General features: G+C 63.0%; 17 protein-coding genes. 9 read left to right on the forward strand and 8 right to left on the reverse strand.

Features of this window, described 5'->3' with window-relative positions:
* The coding region (locus A6V37_RS41170; RefSeq protein ID WP_167361425.1) for a hypothetical protein at nucleotides 1-210 on the forward strand (210 nt) is incomplete at its 5' end.
* Between the two features lie 615 nt (nucleotides 211-825).
* Here the strand turns inward: A6V37_RS41170 and A6V37_RS00100 are convergent.
* On the reverse strand, nucleotides 826-1,551 hold the full coding sequence (locus tag A6V37_RS00100; RefSeq protein ID WP_064271146.1) for a GntR family transcriptional regulator: 726 nt from the start codon (nucleotides 1,549-1,551) through the stop codon (nucleotides 826-828).
* A 161-nt stretch (nucleotides 1,552-1,712) separates the two neighbouring features.
* On the opposite strand from A6V37_RS00100, the gene A6V37_RS00105 reads away from it, so the two are divergent.
* The 4 genes from A6V37_RS00105 (at nucleotide 1,713) to A6V37_RS00120 (ending at nucleotide 8,230) form a co-directional block, all read left to right on the forward strand.
* On the forward strand, nucleotides 1,713-2,933 hold the full coding sequence (locus tag A6V37_RS00105) for a pyridoxal-phosphate-dependent aminotransferase family protein (protein ID WP_064271145.1): 1,221 nt from the start codon (nucleotides 1,713-1,715) through the stop codon (nucleotides 2,931-2,933).
* Nucleotides 2,934-3,100: 167 nt separating this feature from the next.
* Nucleotides 3,101-4,387, forward strand: coding sequence for an MFS transporter (locus A6V37_RS00110; protein WP_064271144.1), 1,287 nt, complete (start codon nucleotides 3,101-3,103; stop codon nucleotides 4,385-4,387).
* Nucleotides 4,388-4,426: 39 nt separating this feature from the next.
* Nucleotides 4,427-5,176 carry a 2-keto-4-pentenoate hydratase gene (locus A6V37_RS00115; protein ID WP_064271143.1) on the forward strand — a complete coding sequence of 250 codons (750 nt, stop codon included), beginning with the start codon at nucleotides 4,427-4,429 and terminating at the stop codon, nucleotides 5,174-5,176.
* A gap of 33 nt (nucleotides 5,177-5,209) precedes the next feature.
* Nucleotides 5,210-8,230, forward strand: coding sequence for an FAD-binding and (Fe-S)-binding domain-containing protein (locus A6V37_RS00120; RefSeq protein ID WP_064285632.1), 3,021 nt, complete (start codon nucleotides 5,210-5,212; stop codon nucleotides 8,228-8,230).
* Nucleotides 8,231-8,255: 25 nt separating this feature from the next.
* Here A6V37_RS00120 and A6V37_RS00125 read toward each other — a convergent pair whose 3' ends face one another.
* On the reverse strand, nucleotides 8,256-9,191 hold the full coding sequence (locus tag A6V37_RS00125; protein WP_242665928.1) for a helix-turn-helix domain-containing protein: 936 nt from the start codon (nucleotides 9,189-9,191) through the stop codon (nucleotides 8,256-8,258).
* Nucleotides 9,192-9,330: 139 nt separating this feature from the next.
* Here A6V37_RS00125 and A6V37_RS00130 point away from each other — a divergent pair, with 139 nt between their 5' ends.
* The 3 genes from A6V37_RS00130 to A6V37_RS00140 all read left to right on the forward strand — a co-directional run bounded on the left by A6V37_RS00130 (nucleotide 9,331) and on the right by A6V37_RS00140 (nucleotide 11,461).
* Complete coding sequence (locus A6V37_RS00130; RefSeq protein WP_064271141.1) at nucleotides 9,331-10,230, forward strand: DMT family transporter; 900 nt, start codon at nucleotides 9,331-9,333, stop codon at nucleotides 10,228-10,230.
* A 261-nt stretch (nucleotides 10,231-10,491) separates the two neighbouring features.
* Complete coding sequence (locus A6V37_RS00135) at nucleotides 10,492-10,749, forward strand: hypothetical protein (protein ID WP_064271297.1); 258 nt, start codon at nucleotides 10,492-10,494, stop codon at nucleotides 10,747-10,749.
* Nucleotides 10,750-10,861: 112 nt separating this feature from the next.
* Nucleotides 10,862-11,461, forward strand: a complete 600-nt coding sequence (locus tag A6V37_RS00140; RefSeq protein ID WP_064271140.1) for a LysE family translocator — start codon at nucleotides 10,862-10,864, stop codon at nucleotides 11,459-11,461.
* An 8-nt stretch (nucleotides 11,462-11,469) separates the two neighbouring features.
* On the opposite strand, the gene A6V37_RS00145 is transcribed toward A6V37_RS00140, so the two are convergent.
* From A6V37_RS00145 to A6V37_RS00170, 6 genes are all read right to left on the reverse strand, one after another.
* Nucleotides 11,470-12,720, reverse strand: coding sequence for a winged helix-turn-helix domain-containing protein (locus A6V37_RS00145; RefSeq protein ID WP_064285634.1), 1,251 nt, complete (start codon nucleotides 12,718-12,720; stop codon nucleotides 11,470-11,472).
* Between the two features lie 123 nt (nucleotides 12,721-12,843).
* Complete coding sequence (locus A6V37_RS00150; RefSeq protein ID WP_064271138.1) at nucleotides 12,844-13,122, reverse strand: hypothetical protein; 279 nt, start codon at nucleotides 13,120-13,122, stop codon at nucleotides 12,844-12,846.
* A gap of 166 nt (nucleotides 13,123-13,288) precedes the next feature.
* Complete coding sequence (locus A6V37_RS00155; RefSeq protein WP_064285635.1) at nucleotides 13,289-15,019, reverse strand: FAD-dependent oxidoreductase; 1,731 nt, start codon at nucleotides 15,017-15,019, stop codon at nucleotides 13,289-13,291.
* Between the two features lie 89 nt (nucleotides 15,020-15,108).
* Nucleotides 15,109-16,101 carry a DedA family protein/thiosulfate sulfurtransferase GlpE gene (locus tag A6V37_RS00160; RefSeq protein ID WP_064271136.1) on the reverse strand — a complete coding sequence of 331 codons (993 nt, stop codon included), beginning with the start codon at nucleotides 16,099-16,101 and terminating at the stop codon, nucleotides 15,109-15,111.
* Nucleotides 16,102-16,427: 326 nt separating this feature from the next.
* Complete coding sequence (locus tag A6V37_RS00165) at nucleotides 16,428-16,679, reverse strand: hypothetical protein (RefSeq protein WP_007178686.1); 252 nt, start codon at nucleotides 16,677-16,679, stop codon at nucleotides 16,428-16,430.
* Between the two features lie 439 nt (nucleotides 16,680-17,118).
* The gene (locus A6V37_RS00170) at nucleotides 17,119-18,819 is read right to left on the reverse strand and encodes a methyl-accepting chemotaxis protein (RefSeq protein WP_064271135.1); all 1,701 of its coding nucleotides are present in this window, start codon (nucleotides 18,817-18,819) and stop codon (nucleotides 17,119-17,121) included.
* Nucleotides 18,820-19,108: 289 nt separating this feature from the next.
* On the opposite strand from A6V37_RS00170, the gene A6V37_RS00175 reads away from it, so the two are divergent.
* Nucleotides 19,109-22,612: a response regulator gene (locus A6V37_RS00175; protein WP_064271134.1), complete on the forward strand. Its 3,504-nt coding sequence runs from the start codon at nucleotides 19,109-19,111 to the stop codon at nucleotides 22,610-22,612.
* Nucleotides 22,613-22,620 lie beyond the last annotated feature (8 nt).

Genomic DNA, 22,620 nt, shown 5'->3' on the forward strand with positions numbered 1-22,620 from the left:
GTGATTGACGGAACCTGCCCCGACACTGAACAGCAAATCTGCGAAGCCGCTGTGTGGCGCTGGTACGAAATGCAGGGCAGACCGTGGCGAATCAGTTCGCGCCGTGATCGCCCGCACGTGCGGTTTGTCGATGCGTGGCAGCGCATGGAGGCCTATCAACGGGCGATGAAGGCGGAATACCTGCGGCGCAGGAAAAATCAAAGGATATGATATTTACGAAAGCGAATCACAGGGTGTGATTTCCATGAAAACGACCAGAAAGCCCCGCTGTTACCGGGTTGAGGATTGTGGACGGCATCGAGAAGTACACGAAGCTACATGGCTGCAAACCTGCGGCGCTTATCCTGCATCCTCGCCAACTACTGCCGCTCAACCTTGATGATGTCGGCAGGATGGAACGGCTGGAGAACCTGCGGACACTGACCAGCCAACAAGTGACTTGTAGCAACGGCTGCTGGATCGCGTCAGGGGAGTGCTAGTTTTCCCCGCACATGGCTCGCAAAGCCATGTGGCAAGGTGTTCGGTGGCGCGGAGCGAAAGTTGTCCCCAGCCTTATCGACAAAATCTGGGGATAACTGGAAGTTCGGGATCCAGAGCATCAGATCGTGCATTGGCATAACGCGTTGCGCACGTAGCCCACCACGAAAACTCCCCCTCTGCTCACGCATGAACCGCAAGCCAATACTCCCATCACATCAACCACTTGGCTGGGATGTGAGAACGTTGTCCACAAGCTTGCCAACATTTTAGGTGGACAAGTTTTTGCCTCCGGCGCCGGCCTGCAACCCATGCCGACACCAAAGGCAACCAACGCTCACCGCGACCTCAAGTCTTCAACGGCGACCCCGCCGCCTCCTCCTGCGACTGCACCTGCAAAACCGCATCGCGCTTCTCGAGCAGATGCTGCCGAAGAATCGCGCTCAGTTTCTTCCCATCACGCGCCTCGAGCGCCTTCAGCATCTCGTCGTGATCGTGAATCGCCCTGTCCCACTTAGGGATCTGAAAATTCGACCGGAACCGAAGCGCCTGCAGCCGCCGGTTCACCGCGATATAAGTCTGCCGCAGTGCTGAATTCCGGGCCGCCTCGTTGATCTTGTCGTGAATCGCCTGATTGCGGCTGTAGTACCCGGCCAGGTCGTTTTGCGTGCGGCACGCGAGCATCGCGTAATGCAGCGCCTTGATCTCAGCGAGTTCGGCAGCTGTCATGCGCTCCGCCGCCAGCTCGCCGGAAAAAGCCTCGAGGCCGCTCATCAGTTCGAAGGTCTCGCGCAACTCCGCCTCCGACATCTTCGACACCGACGCGCCGCGATTCGGCGAAATCTCGATCAGCCCTTCGGCGGCCAGCACCTTTAGCGCCTCGCGCAGCGGCGTGCGCGAAATGCCGAGCGTTTCGCACAGTTCGCGCTCGTTCAGTTTCTTGCCCGGCTCCAGCACGCCTTCGACGATAAAGCGGCGAATGTGCTCCACCACCGTGTCGTGCAAGCGCTGGCGCTCGACCTTCGGCATCAGCGGCGAAGCACCGATACTTGCTTCGTAATCAGAATTTTGCATACAAAAACCCCACCATCCCATTAGGCCGGATTTTATAGGAAGCTCAAAGATTAGTTAATAGCGAGGGTAAACACTGGTGAGGACGGGCAAATTTTGCCTTGGGATCGCGTCGCCTGGTCTGATATAGTTTTTTGCATGCAAAATTCAATCGGAGGAGCCCAATGCTCAAATTAGACTTTCACCCCGCTGGCCGTCACTTTTTGCAGATTCCTGGTCCGAGCCCCGTGCCCGATCGCATCCTCCGGGCGATGAGCTACCCGACCATTGACCACCGCGGCCCGGAGTTCGGCGAACTCGGTCTGAAGGTGCTCGACGGCATCAAGAAAATTTTCAAGACGCAGCAGCCGGTGGTGATTTATCCGGCTTCGGGCACAGGCGCATGGGAAGCGGCGCTGTCCAACACGCTGAGCCCCGGCGACCACGTGCTGATGTTCGAGACCGGCCACTTCGCGACGCTGTGGAAAAAGATGGCGGAAAACCTCGGGCTGAAGCCGGAGTTTCTCGGTCTGCCGGGTATTGAAGGCTGGCGGCGCGGCGTGCAGCCGCACATGATCGAAGAACGTTTGCGCGCCGACACGCAATACGCGATCAAGGCCGTGTGCGTGGTGCATAACGAAACGTCCACAGGCGTCACTTCCGATATCGCGGCCGTGCGTCGCGCCATCGACGCCGCGGGTCACCCGGCGCTGCTGCTGGTCGACACGATCTCGGGTCTCGCGTGCGCCGACTACCGTCACGACGAATGGGGCGTGGACGTCACCGTGTCGGGTTCGCAAAAGGGTTTGATGCTGCCGCCGGGCATCAGCTTCAACGCGATTTCGCCGAAAGCCATGGCTGCCAGCAAGCAGGCAAAGTTGCCGCGCAGCTTCTGGGACTGGAGGGAAATCGTCGAGATGAACAAGACCGGTTACTGGCCGTACACGCCGAACACGAACCTGTTGTATGGCCTGCATGAAGCGCTCGAAATGATTCTGGGCGAAGGGCTCGACAACGTGTTTGCCCGTCACGAGCGTCTCGCCGAAGCGACCCGCCGTGCCGTGCGCGCGTGGGGTCTGGAGATTCAGTGCGTCGATCCGTCGGTGTACAGCCCGGTGCTCACCGGCGTGAAGATGCCGGAAGGTGTCGATGCCGACGTGGTGCGCAAAGTCATCTACGAACGCTTCGACATGTCGCTTGGCACGGGTCTCGGCAAGATGAAAGGACGCATGTTCCGCATTGGCCATCTGGGCGACTGCAACGACCTGATGCTGCTGGCCACGCTGGCCGGCTGCGAAATGGGTCTGCGGCTGGCAGGCGTGCCGCTCAAGGACAGCGGCATGCCCGCCGCTATGGAATGGCTGAGCAAGCCGACCCATGCCGCGGGCCTGAAAGCCGCAGCCTGAGCACGCCGCGCAAAAAAGGGGAAGGCCGGGAGCACTTCCTCGACGAAGCCGTGCATAGAACGCGGCCCCGAACAACACGCGATGGTCCGGCAGCGCAAGGCGCCGCCGGACAACGGTGCAGCGCGCGCTATCACGCGTGTCGCCGACACATGCAATGGAGAGAGACGATGAAGCGGTTTCGTGTGACCAGTGCGACCAGTATCGTTTTAGTGATGCTATGCATCATGTACTTCATCACCTATCTGGACCGCGTCAACGTCAGCACGGCGGCGGCGGGTTTCGGCAAGGAATTCCATCTCTCGCATACGGAAGTCGGCCTCGTGTTCTCGGCCTTCGCCTACCCGTATCTGATTTTTCAAATCATCGGCGGCTGGGTGAGCGATCGCTTCGGCGCGAAACGCACGCTGATTTTTTGCGGCGCCATCTGGGGCGTCGCGACCTTGCTGACGGGTTTGGCCGGTGGCCTGATCTCGTTGCTGGCCGCGCGCGTGCTGCTCGGTTTCGGCGAGGGCGCGACGTTTCCCGCCGCCACTTCCGCCATGGCGCGTTGGGTCGCGAAGGAGCAACGCGGCTTCGCGCAGGGCATCACGCATGCGGCGTCGCGTATCGGCAACGCGGTGGCGCCCGGTCTGATCGTGCTGGTCATGGCCACGTGGGGCTGGCGCGAATCGTTCTACATTTGCGGCGTGTTCAGCCTGGTGTGGGTTGCCGTGTGGGCATTCACTTTTACCGAACATCCGAAAGATCATCCTCGTATCACGAGCGACGAACTCGCCATGCTGCCCGCGCCGAAGCCGAAAACCGCCGGCGTGCCGTGGGGCAAACTGTTTCGCCGCATGTGGCCGGTCACGATCGTGTACTTCTGCTACGGCTGGACGCTGTGGCTGTTCCTGAGCTGGATTCCCCAATACTTTCTGCACAGCTATCACCTGCAATTGCAGAAGTCGGCGATCTTCGCTTCGGTCGTGTTCTTTGCCGGCGTACTCGGCGATACGCTCGGCGGCATCGTGACCGACTGGATCTTCAAGCGCACCGGCAGTCTGAAGCGCGCACGCAGCTGGATGGTGTCGGTTTGCATGCTGTTCTGCCTGCTCTCGCTCATTCCGCTGATGTTCACGCACAGTCTGTATCTGTCCATGGCGTGCCTCGCGGCCGGCTTCTTCTTTGCCGAAATGACGATTGGTCCGATGTGGGCGATTCCGATGGATATCGCGCCGGAATACTCGGGTACCGCGAGCGGCATGATGAACACGGGCTCGGCGCTGGCCGCGATCATCTCGCCGGTGGTCGGCGGATTTCTGATCGACTACTTCGGCAGTTGGGAATTGCCGTTCGTCGGCAGCATGTTGTTGATGGCGATCGGCGTGGTGCTTGCGTTTCGCATGCAGCCGGAAAGCAAATTCGCGCTCAACGCGGCCGATAACGCACACGTTCCTACCCGCATCGGCGCGTAAGCGCGCTGCACTGTCCTATCTCTCCTTGCCTTTGACGACATGACGACAGAATTGAGCCGCCTTCTCGCCGATGCGCGCCGCGATCACGTGACGCTCGACACGGTGCCTCAGGATCACCTACCGGCCGATGCCGACGCGGCGTACGCAATTCAGCACGAAATCCTCGCGGCATGCGGCGCGCGAATCGGCGGCTGGAAAATCGGTGCGAAGTCCGATAGTGGTCCGATCCAGGGCGCGCCATTGCCCGACATCGACTTGCATGCCGACGGCGCGCGCCTGCCGCGCGAAATCTTTGCACCGTTGGGGCTCGAACTGGAAATCGCGTTTCGCTTCGGCCGCCGCTTCGGTGTGTCCACCGCGCCTTATAGCGAAACGGAAGTGCTGGCGGGTATCGTTTCGATCGGCGCGACGATCGAAATCGTAGCGAGCCGCTACGCCGCGTGGCCCACCGTCGACAAACTGGCCCAACTCGCGGATTTGCAGAACAACGGCGCGCTGATCGTCGGCGAATTTGCACCGTACCGCGAGGACTTTCCGTTCGTATCGCCGTCGCTGCAATTCAGCTTCGACGGACACGACGTAGTTCAAACTACGCCCGCGAATCCGGCCGGCGATCCGCGGCGCCTGCTGACGTGGCTGGTCAATCATGCCACCTCGCGCGGTATCACTGTGACACCGGAGATGGTCATCACAACTGGTTCGTACACCGGAATGTTTTTTCCTAAGACGGCGGGTACGGCGACCGGCCGCATTGAAGGGCTCGCGCCAGTCAGTCTCACGCTGTACTAACCGGTTTGACAGATTCCGCTATAGGCCGACGTTATGACGAACTCCACCTCCGCTTTACTCGTCAAACCGATTCATCTGGTTCCTTCCTCATCGCGCCTGACGAGCCCGCTTGCGCAGCATCTGCGCAAGTCGTTGCGCGGCGACGTGCTGTTCGACGCGGCGAGCCGCGGCCGTTATGCGACCGACGCGTCGATTTATCAGATCACGCCGATCGGCGTGGTGGTGCCGCGCGATCAGGACGATCTGCGCATTGCGCTGGACATCGCGCGTAGCGAGCACGTGCCGCTGCTCGCTCGCGGTGCGGGAACGAGCCAGTGTGGCCAGACGGTCGGCGAAGCACTCGTGATCGACACGAGCAAGTGGCTGAACAACATTGTTGACTTTGACGCAGGCGCACGCACGGTAACGGTCGAGCCGGGCGTCGTGCTGGACCACCTGAACGCCTGGCTTAAACCGCACGGCCTGTGGTTTCCGGTGGACGTGTCGACGGCCGCGCAATGCACGATCGGCGGCATGGCCGGCAATAACTCGTGTGGCTCGCGCTCGATCGAATACGGCAACATGGTGCATAACGTCGAAGCGATCGACGCGATTCTCGCTGACGGCAGCGAAGCACGTTTCGCCTCGCTTCGGGATGCGCCGCAAGGCGGTCGCTTGCAGCAGATTCTCGAGGGCGTAAAGCGGATCGCGCAACGCGAGCGCGAAGAAATCGCGGAGCGTGTGCCAAAGGTCTTGCGCCGCGTGGCGGGCTACAACATCGACCTGTTCGATTGTCAGAACCCGCGTGCCTATACCGACGACGGTATCGCGAACCTCGCGCATCTGCTGGTCGGCTCGGAGGGCACGCTAGCATTCAGCCGCCAGCTGACGCTTAAGCTCGCGCCGCTGCCTGTCCATAAAACGCTTGGTGTGGTCAACTTTCCGACCTTCTGGCAGTCGATGGATCTGACGCAGCATATCGTCAAGCTAAAGCCGGTGGCGGTGGAACTGGTCGATCGCACGATGATCGATCTCGCGATGAGCAATCCCGCGTTCCGTCCGGTGATTGCCAAAGCGCTGGTCGGCAAACCGCAAGCCATTCTGCTGGTGGAGTTCGCGGGTGAGGATCGCGAAGCGCAACTCTCCTCGCTCAGGCAACTTACGGAACTGATGGCGGACCTCGGCTTGCCCGATTCGCTCGTCGAGATGCCCGACGCGAGTGAACAGAAGGCGCTGTGGGAAGTCCGCAAGGCCGGGCTCAATATCATGATGAGCATGAAGGGCGACGGCAAGCCGGTGTCCTTCATTGAAGATTGCGCGGTGCCGCTTGAACATCTGGCCGAATACACCAGCCGCCTGACTGAAGTGTTTCATCGGTACGGCACGGAAGGCACGTGGTACGCGCACGCGAGTGTCGGCACGCTGCATGTGCGGCCGATTCTGGACATGCGGCGCGACGGCGCGGCGAAAATGCGCGCAATCGCGGACGAAGCGGCAGCCCTCGTGCGCGAATACAAGGGCGCGTATTCAGGCGAGCACGGCGATGGACTGTGCCGTGGCGAATGGGTGGCGTGGCAATACGGTCCGCGTCTGAATCAGGCGTTCACCGAGATCAAGGCGCTGTTCGACCCGGAGAACCGCTTCAATCCCGACAAGATCGTGCGCCCGCCGAAGATGGACGACGCGCGCAATTTCCGCTTCGCGCCTGGCTACCAGGAACGTCGTATGGATACAGCGCTCGACTGGTCGGCGTGGAATGTCGAGCGCGATCCGCTGACGGGACAGGAGACCTCGCCGGGCACCGGCAACGACCTGTCCGGCGGTCTCGCGAAAGCCGTCGAGATGTGCAACAACAACGGCCACTGCCGCAAGTTCGACGCGGGCACCATGTGCCCGAGCTATCGCGTGACGAAGGATGAACAGCATGTCACACGCGGACGCGCGAACACGTTGCGCCTGGCGATTTCCGGTCAGCTGGGTGAAGCGGGGCTTGCAAGCGACGAAGTCAAGGACACGCTCGATCTGTGCGTGTCATGCAAGGGCTGCAAGCGCGACTGTCCGACCGGCGTCGATATGGCGAAGTTCAAGATCGAGGCGCGGGCGGCGCGTGTCAAACATCATGGACTGCGGCTGCGCGACAAGCTGGTGGCCTTCATGCCGCGCTACGCCGCGACGGCGAGCCGAATGCCGGGGTTGATGGCGCTGGCGGACAATGTGCCTGTGTTGTCGGCGTGGTTCAAGCGGTCCGTGGGTTTTGCACCCGAGCGGAGCCTGCCGCGTTTCAGGAAATCGTTTCTGGCCCATGCCGTGCCGGGCAAAGCGAAGCCGAGTGCCGCTCTGAAAGAGGTCTTGTTGTTCGTCGACACGTTCAACAACAGCATGGAACCGGAGAATGCCCATGCCGCACAGCAAGTGCTGGAGGCCGCCGGCTACAGGGTGCACTTCAATACGCGTCAGGGCGAACGGCCCGTATGTTGCGGCCGTACTTTCCTCGCTGCCGGTCTGGTCGATGAAGCGAAGCAGGAAGCGCGGCGCATGCTCGATCTGTTCAAGCCGTTCGTGGAGCGCGGTGTGCCGATTGTTGGCTTGGAGCCGTCGTGCCTGCTGTCATTGCGCGATGAGTTCCTGCACTACGGCTTCGGCGATGAAGCGCAGCGTCTCTCGAAACAGGCGTTTCTATTTGAAGAGTTTCTCGTGAACGAGCAGAAGGCCGGACGCCTGCAGCTTGCGTTGAAGCCGTTGGCCAAACAGGAAGCCCTCGTGCACGGCCATTGCCACCAGAAGGCCTTCGACGCGTTCACGCCCGTGCAAACCGTGCTGAAGTGGATTCCCGACCTGAAGGTGTCGACGGTGGAGTCGTCGTGCTGCGGCATGGCGGGCAGCTTCGGCTACGAAGCCGAGCACTACGCGACGTCGCAGGCTATGGCGGAACTGTCGCTGTTGCCGGCGGTGCGCAAGATGGACGGCAACACGCTAATGGTGGCGGACGGTACGAGTTGCCGGCATCAGATCCACGACGGCGCTGGTGTCGATGCGATTCACGTGGCGCGCGTGCTGGCGATGGCGCTGCAGTAGTACAAAGAAGCGCGCCGACGCGCGATCAGGCGGCGACGGCCTGCCGATACGCGGTCGGCGCGACGCCGACGCTTTCACGGAAACGGTGGCTGAAATGGCTAGCGTTCGCATAGCCGCACTGTTCGGCCACTTGCGCGAGCGGCAGCGTGGTGGTGCGCAACAGCGTGCGGGCGCGTTCGAGCCGCTGCTGCGCGATCCAGGCAGCGGGCGGCAGCCCGAACGACGTCCGGAACATGCGCGCGAGATGAAATTCCGACAATGCCGCTACACCGGCAAGCTCGCCGAGCGTGAGCGTTTGCGAAAGATGACTCTCGATGTAGTCGCGCAGGCGCCGGCGCGTGGCGACCGACAACCCGCCTTTGAGCAACGCATCCGCGCGGCGCACGCCCTGCCCACGCAGCAGCAGGCTCAGAACCTGATGCGCGGCCTCATTGGTGCGCAACAGGCCGTCGGGGTCCCGCCAGTCTTCGTTGACAAGCGATTGGCACAGGCTGGCGATGCGCGGGTCTTCGAAATACGTGCGGTCGGCGAGCGTCAGTTCGCGCGGTTCGCGATCGAGCTCCTGAACGGCGCGCTGCGTGAAGTGCTCAGGCAGGAAATACAGATGCATGAAATGCATGTGGCCGCGCACCCACCAGCGTGATTCATGATCGCCAGGCAGCGCGCAGAGCCGTGACGGCGCGCCGTAACGCCCCGGTATTTTCTGGCGTTCCGTGCGATAGCCGCCGTCCAGATAGCACGACAGCGTGTGATGGCCGGGCCGGTCATAGACGGTTTCCGCTTCTTCCGTGTCGCGCGTCCAGACGGCGATGGCCAGCCGGTCGCCGAGCCATGCGAACCGGTCCAGGTTTGCATTGGCGCTGCTCAGCGTATGACACACCGACTGAAGGCCGAACGGCGTATCGGTCGCGGGAGTCACGGGGACGGGCGGGTTGGCGTTCACGAAACGGGCAACATTCATCTAACGGTTGGATAGCGCCAGTATACGGCGAGCCGCAGGTGTCGGCTTGCGGCCCCGAAAAAGTGCGCAATCCTGGACAAGTGCGGCCGGCCACGCTGCTGAATAATGAACTCCCGTATTCGCTGTTGCAGGCTTGACCATGAATCTGGCTCTTTATGCCGTCACCGTTCTGATCTGGGGCACCACTTGGATCGCCATCAAATGGCAACTTGGGGCGGTTCCGCCGCCGGTGTCTATTGCCTGGCGCTTCTGGATCGCGGCGCTGGTGCTGTTCGCGCTGCTGCGCATCATGCGCCGCCCGATCTGGCCGCCGCGCGCCGCGTGGCGATTCCTTGTCGCGCAAGGGCTGGCGCTCTTCTGCGTCAATTTTCTGTGCTTCTACTACGCCGAACAGGTCGTGCCGAGCGGCCTCGTGGCGGTGGTGTTTTCCACCGCGCCGCTGCTCAACTCGATCAACGGGCGCCTGTTCATGGGCCGGCCGCTGCAACCCACGGCGATCGCTGGTGCGTTGTTGGGGCTGGTCGGCATTGTGTGCCTGTTTGTCCAGCAGATGGCCGGACATCTCGGCGATCACGGGGCATGGCTGGGCCTTGGCATCGCGTTTCTGGGAACGCTGTGCTTTTCGGCCGGCAATCTGCTGTCGAGCCGGATGCAGTCGATGGGTTTGCACCCGTTCGCCACGAATAGCTGGGCGATGATGATCGGCGCCGGCGTTCTGACGGTGGGCAGCGCGCTGGCCGGCTTTTCCTTCACGGTCGAACCGTCTGTGCGTTATCTCGGCGCGCTCGCCTATCTTGCGATATTTGGTTCGGTGATCGGATTCACCGCGTACCTGATGCTGGTCGGACGCATCGGGCCGGAGCGGGCGGCTTATTGCACGGTGCTGTTTCCAATCGTGGCGCTGGCGGCGTCGACGGTATTCGAGGGCTATCAGTGGTCAGCGCTGGCGGTGGTTGGCTTGCTGCTGGTGGTGGCCGGCAATCTGGTGGCGCTTGATCTTACGCGGCGGATTTTTGTGCGGCGGGTGAGGACCTCCTGAGCGGCCCCGCTCGTTAAGGTGAGCGTTTTCGGGAGCCTAAAAACGATCGGAAACGCTTACGGTGAGATTTTTCGGGACTCGAGGTGCGATAGTCCTGCTAATCATTCAAGGCGCGCTCTTAAATATCCCAACGAACCTGTCGATGAGGGTGCGCACACCCGGTGCGACATTGCCACGAATAGACGGCAACCCATGATCGGTATATAACAACGTGAAAGGATGGCGTATTTACCGAATCATCAACAGGAGCGCAGTTTCATCATGACGAAAGACGTTTCGCCAAACCCGCCCGAAGGCGACCGGCCCGATCTGGAGCACCTCGACGCCGCGCTCAGTCACGTCGATCAGCAGGTCACTTCAGGCAGCATTGCGTCCGGTGCCGCGAAGGGCATTCTGTACAGCCTGATCGAAACGCTCGGCGCGTTTGTTGGCGATCCCGATCTGCCGGAGCATGCGCGTTCGGGTTATGAAGGGCTGCTCGAAGCCGCCCGCGAATTGCGCGCCAAGCTGGATCGCTGAAGCCGGTGGCGTGTCGCCCGCGGGCGGCACGGTTCGCATTGCGCCGCCACATTTCGGCGGCGCTTCTGTCTATGGTAAAAAGGCGCACTGTTCCCAACATGGCGCCTTTTTTATGTTCTCAGCGTCTGCAATCGCGTTGCTGGCCGCCGGCATTGTCGTTGTGCTGATTACGCCGGGGCCCACCAATACGCTGCTGGCGTCGGCGGGCTTACGGCAGGGCATGCGGCGGTCTTTGCCGTTGATCGCAGCGGAACTAGGCGGCTATCTCGTCTCGATCTCCGTGTGGGGTCGCTTTCTCGTGCAAGCGGCGCAAGCGCTACCCTGGTTGCCTTCCACGCTGCGCGTAGCGGCCGGCGTGTACATCGCCTATCTTGCCGTCGCTATGTGGCGCGCGGCGGTTGCGTTGCCCGACTCGACGCAGCGCGCAAGCGGCATGCGTACGTTGTTCGTGGCGACGTTGCTCAATCCGAAGGGCTTGCTGTTCGCCGGTACGATCTTTCCGGCGGCCGCTTTCGCGTCCCTGCCGGCCTACGTCTTCGCGATGCTGATATTCGCGTGTCTGCTGGTGCCGATTGCGCTCGCGTGGATTGCGTTCGGCGCGGCGCTCGGCAGCGGCAAGCTCGCCTGGCTCAGTCCGGTGACGATGCAGCGCGGCGCCTCGATCGTGCTGGGCGCGTTCTCCCTGTCGCTCGCGTGGAACGTGCTCCATTGAGCGAAGCTTTATGCGGCGGCGCTGTCCCCCGAGGGGACTTCACTCCGGGCCTCCGCGGCGCTTAATGCGTCGAGCCATTCTGGCGGCGCGGTGGTGATTTCCAGTTGCGGCGTACCGTGCCAGTCCGCGCAGCGCTGCAACGCGCGGCGCAGATCGCCGGCAAGACGCGCGCTCAGGCGCACGCCCGGTTCGATGTGCAGCGACTTCAATTCGAATACGCCTTGGGTCCGATGCGCTTTCGCATCCACGCGGCCAACCAGACGTCCACGGCTTAGCAGTGGCAGCACGAAGTAGCCGTATTTGCGTTTGGCCGCGGGTGTATAGCACTCAATGGCATAGTCGAAATCGAATAGCGCGGCGGCGCGCTTGCGGTCCCACACCACCGGATCGAATGGCGATAGCACCGCAGTGACCGTCGAGACGAGCTTGCCGCTCGCGGCGTCGTCGAGTATCGCGGCGAAGTCTTGATGGACATAGGTGTCCTGCTTCCACCCCTCCACGCGCACGGGAATCAGTTCGCCCCGATCGGCGAGCGCATGCAGTTCGTCACGATACGGACGGCGCGGCAGCCGGTAGTAATCAGCGACCCAATCGGCGCGCGCAACACCGAGCGCACGGCACGTGCGGCGCAGTACGGTTTCGGTCACCGTGTGCGCCGGCGGCAGATCGCGTGCGTCGTCCCAATCCGGCAGCACGCGCTCGGTCAGGTCGTAGACGCGGTGAAAATTGCGCCGCTCGGCCACCATCAACTGGCCGATTGCGAACAGCACTTCCAGGTGGCGCTTCTCCGGCTTCCAGTCCCACCAGCCGTTGCCTTTGCCCGCGTCCCGGGTGAAGTCTGCCGAGCGCACCGGACCCGTCGCGCGAAGATGCGCGAGCAGCGTGTCGATGTCCTTGCGATGCTTCTTGTGCCACTCGGCGGCATATTTCCAGCCCATCTCACTCGGGTCGAGCATGCGGTGGCGCAGCAAGCCGTAGTCTTCGATCGGCACGAAACAGGCCTCATGCGACCAGTACTCGAACAGCTTCCCTTCGGCGAGATGCTCGTCGAGCCATGCCTGCGGATAGGCGCCGAGCCGGCTGAACAGGACGAGATACGGACTGCGCGCCACGACGTGGATCGTATCGATCTGCAATTGCGCCATGCGGCGGATCGCGTCGAGCACGTCGGTTTTGACGGCCTTGCGGCGCGGTGGCGTCAGCAAACCTTGCGCCGCCAGATGCAGGGTGCGGGCGGCGGAGAGCGGCAGAGTCTTCACGCGGGCGTCGGTCAGTAATTCGCTTCAATGAGGGACTGCGATGAGTGACGGCGCTGAAACCGGACACAAGGCCCGGCTCGAACGTCAGCCGCTACTGTAGCCCGAAAGCACCGGGAAACCCGCTTACCACTCACGCCCGCGATGCTTATCCCAACCGCGATGGCGGCCATGGTCGTGATGCCAGCGGCGCTCGCGATAATAGTCGTCCCGGTAGCCATAACCGTAGCCATAGACCGGTTGGGGCGCATACACGACAGGGGGCGGCACGTAGACCGGCGGCGCGGCGTACACCGGGCCAGGCGTGTTGATGAACACGCCCACATCCACCCGGGCCGAGGCGGCCGTCGATGCGCAAGCGGCGGCTAGGCCGATGGCGGCGAAAACGATCGTGCGGAGGGTCATGCTTGTCTCCTGTTTCGAAAGAGTCAGCCGTTCGCTGTCGAATGGCTGACATCAATATTACGAAACAGAAAACAAGGCAGGTGCAACCAGTTGAAGGCGTGTGTAACAGCAGGTTACCCGCCGGTCCGTTCCCGGACCGGCAGGCTGATCGAGACGCTCGAACCCATCAGGCGCCCAGCGCCACCGCTTCACCCGCCGAAACCGCGAGCAGTTGATGGATCTGCGCGACCACTGCCGCGCCTTCTCCGACGGCGGCCGCAACCCGCTTCGTCGATCCGGCGCGCGCGTCACCGATTGCGTACACCCCTTCCACTGTGGTGGCGAGATCGCAAACGGACGTGCCATCGGCGCTCGTGCCGGTCAGCACGAAGCCTTTCTCGTCGAGCTTCACGCCGCAGGTGCGCAGCCAGTCGGTGTTCGGATCCGCGCCGGTGAAAAGGAACAAATGGCGCGTGTCGAAATGATCGGTCCCGTCGGGCAAAGGCTTTTTCAGGGCGACCGATGCGAGTCCGCTTTCGTCGGCATCCAGCCGGCCGATCTCCGAATTCGGGTGCACGAACACATTCGGCAGCGAGCGGATGCGGTCGATCAGGTATTTCGACATGGTGGCTTCGAAACCGCTGCGCCGGATCAGCACGTGGACCTTGGCCGCGTGGGTCGCCAGATAGACGATCGCCTGGCCGGCCGAATTGCCGCCGCCCACGAGCACGACTTCCTGGCGCTTGCACAGTTTGGCTTCGACCGGCGACGCCCAGTAGTACACGCCGCGGCCCTCGTAGCGGTCGAGCCCTTCGAGCGCGGGGCGCCGGTAGACGGCGCCGCTTGCGATCACAATGGCGCGCGCGCTGATATGCCCGCCGCACTTGAGTTCCAGCCGATGCGGCGATTCCGCGCAATGCAGCGCCTGCACGTTGACCGGGATCGCGACGTGCGCGCCGAACTTTTGCGCCTGCACGAACGCACGGCCGGCCAGCGCCTGACCTGAAATACCGGTCGGAAAGCCGAGATAGTTTTCGATCCGCGAACTAGCGCCCGCCTGGCCGCCCGGAGCGCGGCTGTCGAGCACGATTACCGAGAGGCCTTCGGAGGCTGCGTACACGGCGGTAGCCAGGCCGGCAGGGCCGGCCCCGACAATCGCCACGTCGTACACGTGCGAGTCGTCGAGGTCGGGCAGCAAGCCGAGGCAGGTCGCAAGTTCCGGCATGCTGGGATGACGCAGCACCGAACCGTCCGGGCAAATCACCAGAGGAAGGTCTTCTTTCCCCGCGGCGAATTGCTCGATCAGACGCAATGCGTCCTCGTCGCGTTCGTCAATGACGGAATGAGGATGGCCGTTGCGCGACAGGAAGCCTTGCAGCATGACAAGCCGCGCATCGTTGCTGCTGCCGATCAGGATCGGCCCGCCCGCACCCTTTTCGATGAGCGACACGCGCCGCAGGATCAGCGCGCGCATGATGCGCTCGCCCAGCTCGGCCTCGGCGATGATCAGCGCGCGCAGCCGCTCCGGCGTGATCAGCAACGCATCCACCGGACTAAGCGCCATGCCGTTCACCAGCGCGTGGCGGCCGGACAATTGACCGACTTCGGCCAGAAAATGCCCTGCGCCATGCTCCGCAATCACGACTTCGCGCCCAATACCGTCGCGCTGGTAAATCTTCACGCGTCCTTCAAGCACGACGAACATGCCGGGACCGGTGCGGCCCGTCTCGAACAACAGTTCACCGGTTGCCCAATGGCCGGGCTCGCCGAACTTGCGCAGGCGATCGATCTCCGCGGACGTGAGTTGGGGGAACATCTGGTGCATGCGCGTCGAGAGATTCGAAAACGGCGCGTCAGCGACGACTGCTTGCGGTTGTCCTTCAGCTTCTTGAGTCGGAACTTCTTGAGACGAAAGCATTAAACCGCTCCTTCGGTGTTCATGGTTTGACTGACCGGGAGGCGAAGCGGCGCGGCGCGCAAAGGCGCGGATGCAGGTGCGCTGCCGCGCTACACGGCCTTTGGCGCGACCTCGTCGACCGCCACTTCCGGTGGGGGCGCATCGGGCAGCGCGTCCACGGACTTGCCCGAGTCACGCCAGGCTTCCATGCCGCCGCGCAGCGGCAGCACGTCCGCGAAGCCGGCTTCGTTCAACTGTTTAGCCATCCATGCCGCGGAGATTTCATTCGGGCAGGAACAGTAGATGACTAACTTCTGATCGTGCGGATAGGTTGCGATGATCTCGTCGAGTTGCCGCTCGTCGGCGAATTGCGAGCCCGGAATCACGAACGGATCGAGCTTGCGCTTCTCCTGCGAACGGATATCGAACATGACCGGCGTCTTGCCCGCCTTCACGAGCTCGGCCAGTTCGTCGACTTCGATCCGCGCGGACGCGAGCTTCGAAATGAGCTGGCGCCGACGTACCCAGCGATAGGCGGCGTACAGCGCCAAGAGCGCGACGGCCACGAGCGCCGCAGTGCGGCCGAGCCGGCCGGCGAGCGCAAACAGCATGTCGATCTGCCGCGCGAACAGCGCGCCGATGATCAGACCGGTGCCGGACCACAACGCGGCGCCAATGCTGTCGTAGGTAAGAAACGTGCGGTAGCGCGTGCCCATGGCGCCGGCCATCGGAATCGACACGATCGACAAACCCGGAACGAACTTGGCCACAGCCAGCACGCGCACGCCCCAGCGGCCGAAGAAGCGTTCGGTCTTCTTGACGCAGGTGTCACGCGAAAGCGACAGGCGGCAAATCGTTTTCAGGGTATTGCCGCCGTACATACGGCCGGCGAGGTACCACGCGCTGTCGCCGATCAGCGTGGCAAAGATTGACAGGATGAGAACGGGTGCCAACTGCGTGCCCACGGAGCCGGGATGCATGGCGGCCATCGCCCCGAACAGCACGAGCGACGGCATTGCCGGGACCGGCAGTCCGATGGAGGCGGCGAGCACGTTCACGAAGACGAGCGCCGGCCCATATTGCTCGACGAGATCATGTAGCATCGGCTTACATCCGCAGCCCTTTCGGGAGCGGCGCAGGTAGGAAAGCAAACCAGAATGTGAAGATTATGGACGCATTTTCAAGACGTGCAACCGACGTGAAAAGATGTCCGATATCCGAATGTTGAAAGCGCTACCGCGAGCACATGGAGTGATTTAACACGCGCATGGGAAGCGCGATTGGAACAACGAGAAAAAGTATGAAAGCGGCGCGGCGTTCCGGAGTGGTAATAATGCCCGATGCGTGTCCGGCGAACGCTCGACCACCCGGCAATTAACGGCTGGCGCTGTGGGCGCGGCACGTGGGCGTCAGTGCCGCGCGGCTTATTTTATTGGCGATGATTATGCTGTTCACCCGGCAATTCGGCGCCATGCGCGCGAATTGCCGCAATCAGCTCGGCCGGCGTAATTTCGTAGCGCACTTCGCGATGTATGCCTGGCTTGCGCTCATCGACTTCGATCAAAAGAATGCCTTTGCCGTCTTCTGTCGATTCGAGGCGCAGCGAGCGAAGTTCGCGCGCCGTTGCGTCGTCGTATTCGGTGAGCAGGGCCATTGACCCGGAAGACCCGGTAGTGCGCATCGAAGTTGTCCTCGTTCCGTTGTTGACTAAACCATTGTACGGGCAGGATTGCGTGCCGTCTGTCGCGCCATAGTCACGCCTCGCGCGTTTGCCAGTCCACCTGCCCGCGCGCCGTATGGCGCTGTGCGCCCGCGCGTGCTCAGACACCGGGCACGGACAGCCAGTGTAACGCGACTCCCCGGCTCGGCGGCCGCATTTTTCGTGCCCTGTGGAGGTGCGCCACTTCTGCGCGACTGTCATTTTCCTGACGCGCGCACCGGTTAGGCAAATGCAAACCGGCGCACATGGCGTACAAAAAAATAGCCCGTCCTTGAAAGGGGACGGGCTGCTAAACGCCGTTGTTACTCGGGTCAGCCTGCCCCGCAACCAACTGGGCGCTGACGGTTTCCATCGTGATGCGTCAATACCCGGCTGTCGAGGTGGGAGTAACGCCGATCTATCAGATCAATGTCGCTTCTTCCCGCTCGTGGTCATGGGCGGCGGCTGGGGCAGCGCGATGCCTGAGGTGCCGTGACGCCGCTTGCGCCAGATCCGTTGCAGGCCGCCGACGCTTCGCAGCGGCGGCGCGTGGCGCGGCGGCAGCCTCGGCGAGGGTGAACAGGCGCACCGCCTCATCCAGCACGTCGGCCTGTTCCGCGAGGCGTTGCGCGGTGGCCGCCGCCTGCTCGACGAGCGCCGCGTTCTGCTGCGTGGCGCCGTCCAGGTGGGAGACCGCCTGGTTGACCTGGCGAATCCCTTCCGCCTGCTCGCTGCTGGCATTCGCCACTTCGACGATGATCGACGACACCCTGCCCACCGCTTCGTCGATGACACGCATCTGCGAGGAGGTGCGGGCGACCAGTTCGGAGCCTGCCGCGACTTCGGTCGCACTCGCTTCGACCAGCGATTTGATTTCTTTCGAGGACGCCGCGCAGCGTTGCGCCAGCGTCCGCACTTCGCCCGCGACGACCGCGAACGAGCGCCCCGCTTCGCCCGCGCGGGCGGCTTCGACCGCGGCGTTCAGCGCCAGGATGTTGGTCTGGAAGGCGATGCCGTCGATCACCCCGGTAATGTCCGCGATGCGCCGCGAAGCCGCCGTGATGCCGGCCATGGTCTGCTCCACCTGGCCCGCGATCTTGCCGCCCACCGCGGCCGCCGCCTGCGCGTCACGAGCCAGATCGAGCGCGCGCACGGTGGCGTCGGCGTTGGCTTGCACAGTGGTAGTCAGCTCTTCCATGGTGGCAGCGGTTTCCTCGAGCGATGCCGCCTGCAGCTCGGTGCGCCGCGCGAGATCGACATTGCCGCTGGAAATCTCGCGCGCGTTGTCGAGCATGCCGGTGATTTGCGCGCGCACGTCGTAGACGATCGCCGCGAGATTTGCCTTCAGCTGGTTCAAGGCCTGAAGCACGTCGCCCAGGTCGTCGTGGCGGGCAACTTCCAGATCGGCGGTGAGATCGCCCGCGGCGAGCCGGATGGCGGCGCGCGACATGTCGCGGATCGGCGCGCCAAGCTGCCGCGCCAGCACGAGCCAGGACACGACGCTGACCGCCGCGGCGACTCCGAACGCGATCCAGAACGGCATGGGCGGCGCGCCGTTCCATGCCGCGAGGCCGGTCAGCAGCAACGCCAGCGGCGTGATCGCGTAGCCGGTTGCCGCGCGCGTGGCGACCGGCAGACGCATGAGGGCCTGCAGGCGCCCGAGCGCACCGGTACGCACCACCACTCCGCGGCGCAATCGCGCGCCGCGCGAGTTACCCGAGCGCATGCGCGCATACAGCGCCTCGGCGGCGCGCACCGCGTCGCGCTCCGGTTTCACGCGCACGCTCAGATAGCCGACCACGGCGCCTTTCTCGACCACCGGCGTGACGTTGGCCTGGACCCAGTAGTGGTCGCCATTCTTGCGCCGGTTCTTGACGAGCGCGGTCCACGGACGGCCGTCGCGGATCGTCGCCCACATGTCGGCGAAGGCTTCGCGCGGCATGTCCGGATGGCGGATCAGGTTGTGCGGCTGGCCGATCAGTTCGTCGCGCGTGAAGCCCGAGACGGCGATGAAGGCCGGATTGCAATACTCGATGCGACCGGTCAGGTCGGTCGCGGACACTAGCATGTGTGACGAGGGGAATTCGTGCTCTTGCCCAGTGACAGGCTGGTTATTGCGCATGGCTTTCCTTGCTGATGCTAACGCGCCGATGGGCGCGGTGCTGACGGGGTTGCAAGGCATAACGGCAAATAACCCCTTACGCTTGAGGGTTTCCCAGTAAACCACTCAGGTTTATGCAGCGCTGGGCCGTTAAAGCAGGGTTATTCAATCGGTTCCGGGTGCGTCGCGCGATGCCTTCAAAAGGGCTACACTGCGGCCGTACAAGGGTTTCAGACGCGGGTTGCAGGCGCAGCTCGTTCCTCGATTGCGCAGCGGCCTGCCTGCGCAAATCTGCCCACCACACGAGCCGATGCAGAAGATCCTCGACAGTACTCAAGAATCACTGGCGCAGGCGTTCGCTTCCCTCGCGCATAACGCGAAGCGTCAGCGGCGGGTTTATCTGGCGACGATCGGTGTATTGATGCTGATCGTGCTGATCGTCGCGGTGATCCTGGTGATTGCCGACGGGCTCAAGCTACTCGACTATCGCCGCACCCTCGACTCGCAGAATGCCGCCGAGATTTCCCTGCTCCTGCATCGCGAGGAGTCGTTCCTGCGCCGCGTCCAGTTCACGCTCGACTATTTCGACCGCGCTCCCCAGGTGAGTCAGGCGCCAGACGCCGTACAACAGGCGATTCGCCAGAGCGGCGCCGCGCGCGGCAAGACGGACAAGGCGGACGGCGACTTCGACATTCTGGTCGACCAAGCCACGCGCGCCGCGTGGGGGCCTCGGCTGGGCGAGAAACTTGGGCGTCTCTACGAAGCGGCGCAGTCGACACTCGCGACCCAGCAGGCGTTCGAATTGCAGCAACGGGCGACGCTGATCGGGTTGCAGGAAGGCTATGCCGTCTTCTTGCCTTCGCTCACGCAACCGGTCGCGGACAAAGCCGCGGGGCCTGGTCCATCCCCCACGTCGCCGGAGCGACTGGAGAGGGTGAGGGCGTTACGCGCGACACTCGAACGCCAGATCGAGGCGCAAACCGGCAAAAAGCTGCCGGCCAAAGGCGAGCGCATCTGGCTGGGGCCGTATCTCGACCCGGTGGACCATGTTCAAATGATTTCGGCGGTGAGCGCCTACTTCGAGGGCAACACGCCCACCACGCTGATCAGCGTCGACATTCCGCTCGATGGGCTCGCGGCGCGCATCGCGCCACCCGACACGCAGGGCGTGATACTGCTGATGTCCGCGGATCGGCGCATCGTCGTGTCATCGAAGCCGATCAGCGCCTTGACGGGCAAGATGCTGCAGCAGGCGGTGGCCACCACGCCATCGCATCTATTCCACTATGGGCTGGCAGGTTCGACCTTTCACGAACCGATGAAGCCTGACTTCGGCTACATCGTCGGCTTTACACCGTGGGCTGCGCTGGCCGTCGCGCTTGGCTGGCAACTCGCGGTGATCGCCGGCTTCACGGCTTTGATACTGCTGGCAATTGCACTGATGGCGCGCTATTTCGGGCTGCAGCTACTGCGCAAGACGTTCGAAGAGGCCTCGCGCGCACTGGAAAGTGAAACCCTCAATCACATTCTGGTCAGCGCGACGCCGGTCGGTCTGTGCATCGTTCGCCAAAGCGACTATTCCATTCTGACCGCCAATGCGCTGGCCGCCGAGTTGCTGCGTATCGAGCCTGGCAGCAAGCGGCTGCCGCCACATGTCGTGAGCGAATTTCTCGCGCAGACGCCGGACCGACCTTCGGCCACTGCGTTTGCACGGATCGCCGCTTTCGTGGTGGCCGCAGAGCCGTTGCAAGTGCAGCAGACCATGCAGCCCACCTCACCGGTGTCAGATGAGGGCGGCCCGCCCGCGCGGTTTTTGCAATTGACCTACGCGCCCGCGCGATACGCGGGTGAGAACGTGCTGTTCTGCGCGATTCTCGACGTCACCGCGCAGACCCTGCTCGAACAGGAGTTGCGGCGCGCGCAGCAGGCTTCCGACGCCATGATGCGTGCGCGAACGAATTTCTTCGCCGCGATGAGCCACGAAATCCGTACGCCGCTGAACGCACTGCTCGGCAATCTCGAACTGTTCGCACGCACGCCCGGTCTCGAGATGCATTTGCAGCGCCTCTCGGCCTTGAGTGCGGCGTCCGACACGCTGCGCCGCGTCGTGAACGACGTGCTCGACTTTTCGAAGATCGACGCCGGCGCGATGATGCTCGTCAACCAGCCGATGCGTCTCATCGACGATTTCGAGAATATCGCCCTGACTTATGCGCCTATGCGAGGCGATCGCGCGATCCGCTTCTATGCACTCATTTCGCCGACCCTCGACCAGACCTTGATTGGCGATCGCATTCGCATTGCGCAGATCGTCAATAACCTGCTGAGCAATGCGTTCAAATTCACGTCGAGCGGCAAGATCACTTTGCATGCCGAAGTAATTGAAGATTCACCCGGCCGTGCGATATTGACCTGCCGCGTGTCGGACTCAGGCGCCGGCATGAGCGAGGAGACGCTGGCACGACTTTTCAAACCGTTCGCGCAAGGCGAGCTGGGCACGTCGCGCGGTGCAAGCAGCACGGGTCTCGGGCTGGTGATCTGCGCGCGCCTGTGCGAGCTCATGGGTGGAAAGATTTTCGCGGAGAGCGTGCCCGGCGTGGGCAGCGCATTCAACGTATCGATTCCGCTCGCAAAACCATCCGCCGATGTGTCCACGCCCACCGCGCCCCCCGGGCAACGCGGTAACGTGCTTGTGTTGTCCTACCAACGCGAAGCCGCCGAATTGATGGACCAGTGGCTTCAGCGTGCCGGCTGGGCGGGACACCTGGTTGACTCGCTGGCGGCCGCGCAGGCGTCGCTGCGCGCGAACCGTCCCGACGTGTTGATTGTCTCCGGCGAGTTCGATCTCGACGCGATAGCGACGCTGCGCGATTCACAACCGGTCGGCACCGTCTGGATCACGCGCGCCGGCCCGCTTCAAGCGGAGGCGCGCGGCGAAGGCGTGCTTGAAGTCAGTGAATTCAACCGGACCGCGGTGATGGCGGCCATCGAGTTGGTCGCGGAAGGTACGGCGCCCGCTCCGGCGCCCACCGTGGCGCAACCTGCGGTGCTCTATCCTGAGTTGCTTGGCCTCACGGTCCTTGTCGCGGAAGACAACCCGCTGATCCAGAGCCTGATCGACGAGCAGCTTACCGAATTGGGGTGCGTGCCTACGATCACGCACGACGGCAAGCAAGCGCTGACGTCGTTCAATCAGGCGCGCTTCGAGGTAGTGCTGACCGACATCCACATGCCGGAAATGAACGGCTACGAACTGCTGGCTGCACTGCGCGAGGAGCGGGCAGAAGTGCCGGTGCTGGCCTTCAGCGCCGCGTCCGAAAATGATGAGGCGCACGGCTGGCGTGAGCTCGGCTTTAGCGGGTCCGTCACCAAGCCCGCGTCGCTGGGCGAATTGCAGGCGGCGTTGCTTGCGGTGGTGCCCACGCTGACGCGGGCGGAGCCGGGCAAGTTGGCGTCAGCGCAAGCAGCCGCGTCCTCCGCTCCCGTTGCTTCCGTTGGCACTGCAACGACCCCACTCCACGAGGACGATAAGGCGCGCTACACCGCAATGCTCAAGGAGCATCTGCAGAAAGACTTGCCGAGATTGCTGGCGATCGTCGATGCGGAGGACAAACAGGCGCTGGCCGGCTGGGCCCATAGCGCGAGCGGTGCGTTCGTCGTGATGCAGGAGCCGCAGTTCGTCAACGAATGCCGGCAGTTGCAACGCTTATGCAGGGACAACGAACACTGGACAACCGAAATGGACGAACGTGCTGTCTCGCTGCATGAGGCTTTATCCGATCACTACGGGCTCGATGAACAGTCGGCGCATTGAGTCGCCGC

Source organism: Paraburkholderia ginsengiterrae, assembly GCF_001645125.1.
Lineage (GTDB): Bacteria > Pseudomonadota > Gammaproteobacteria > Burkholderiales > Burkholderiaceae > Paraburkholderia > Paraburkholderia ginsengiterrae.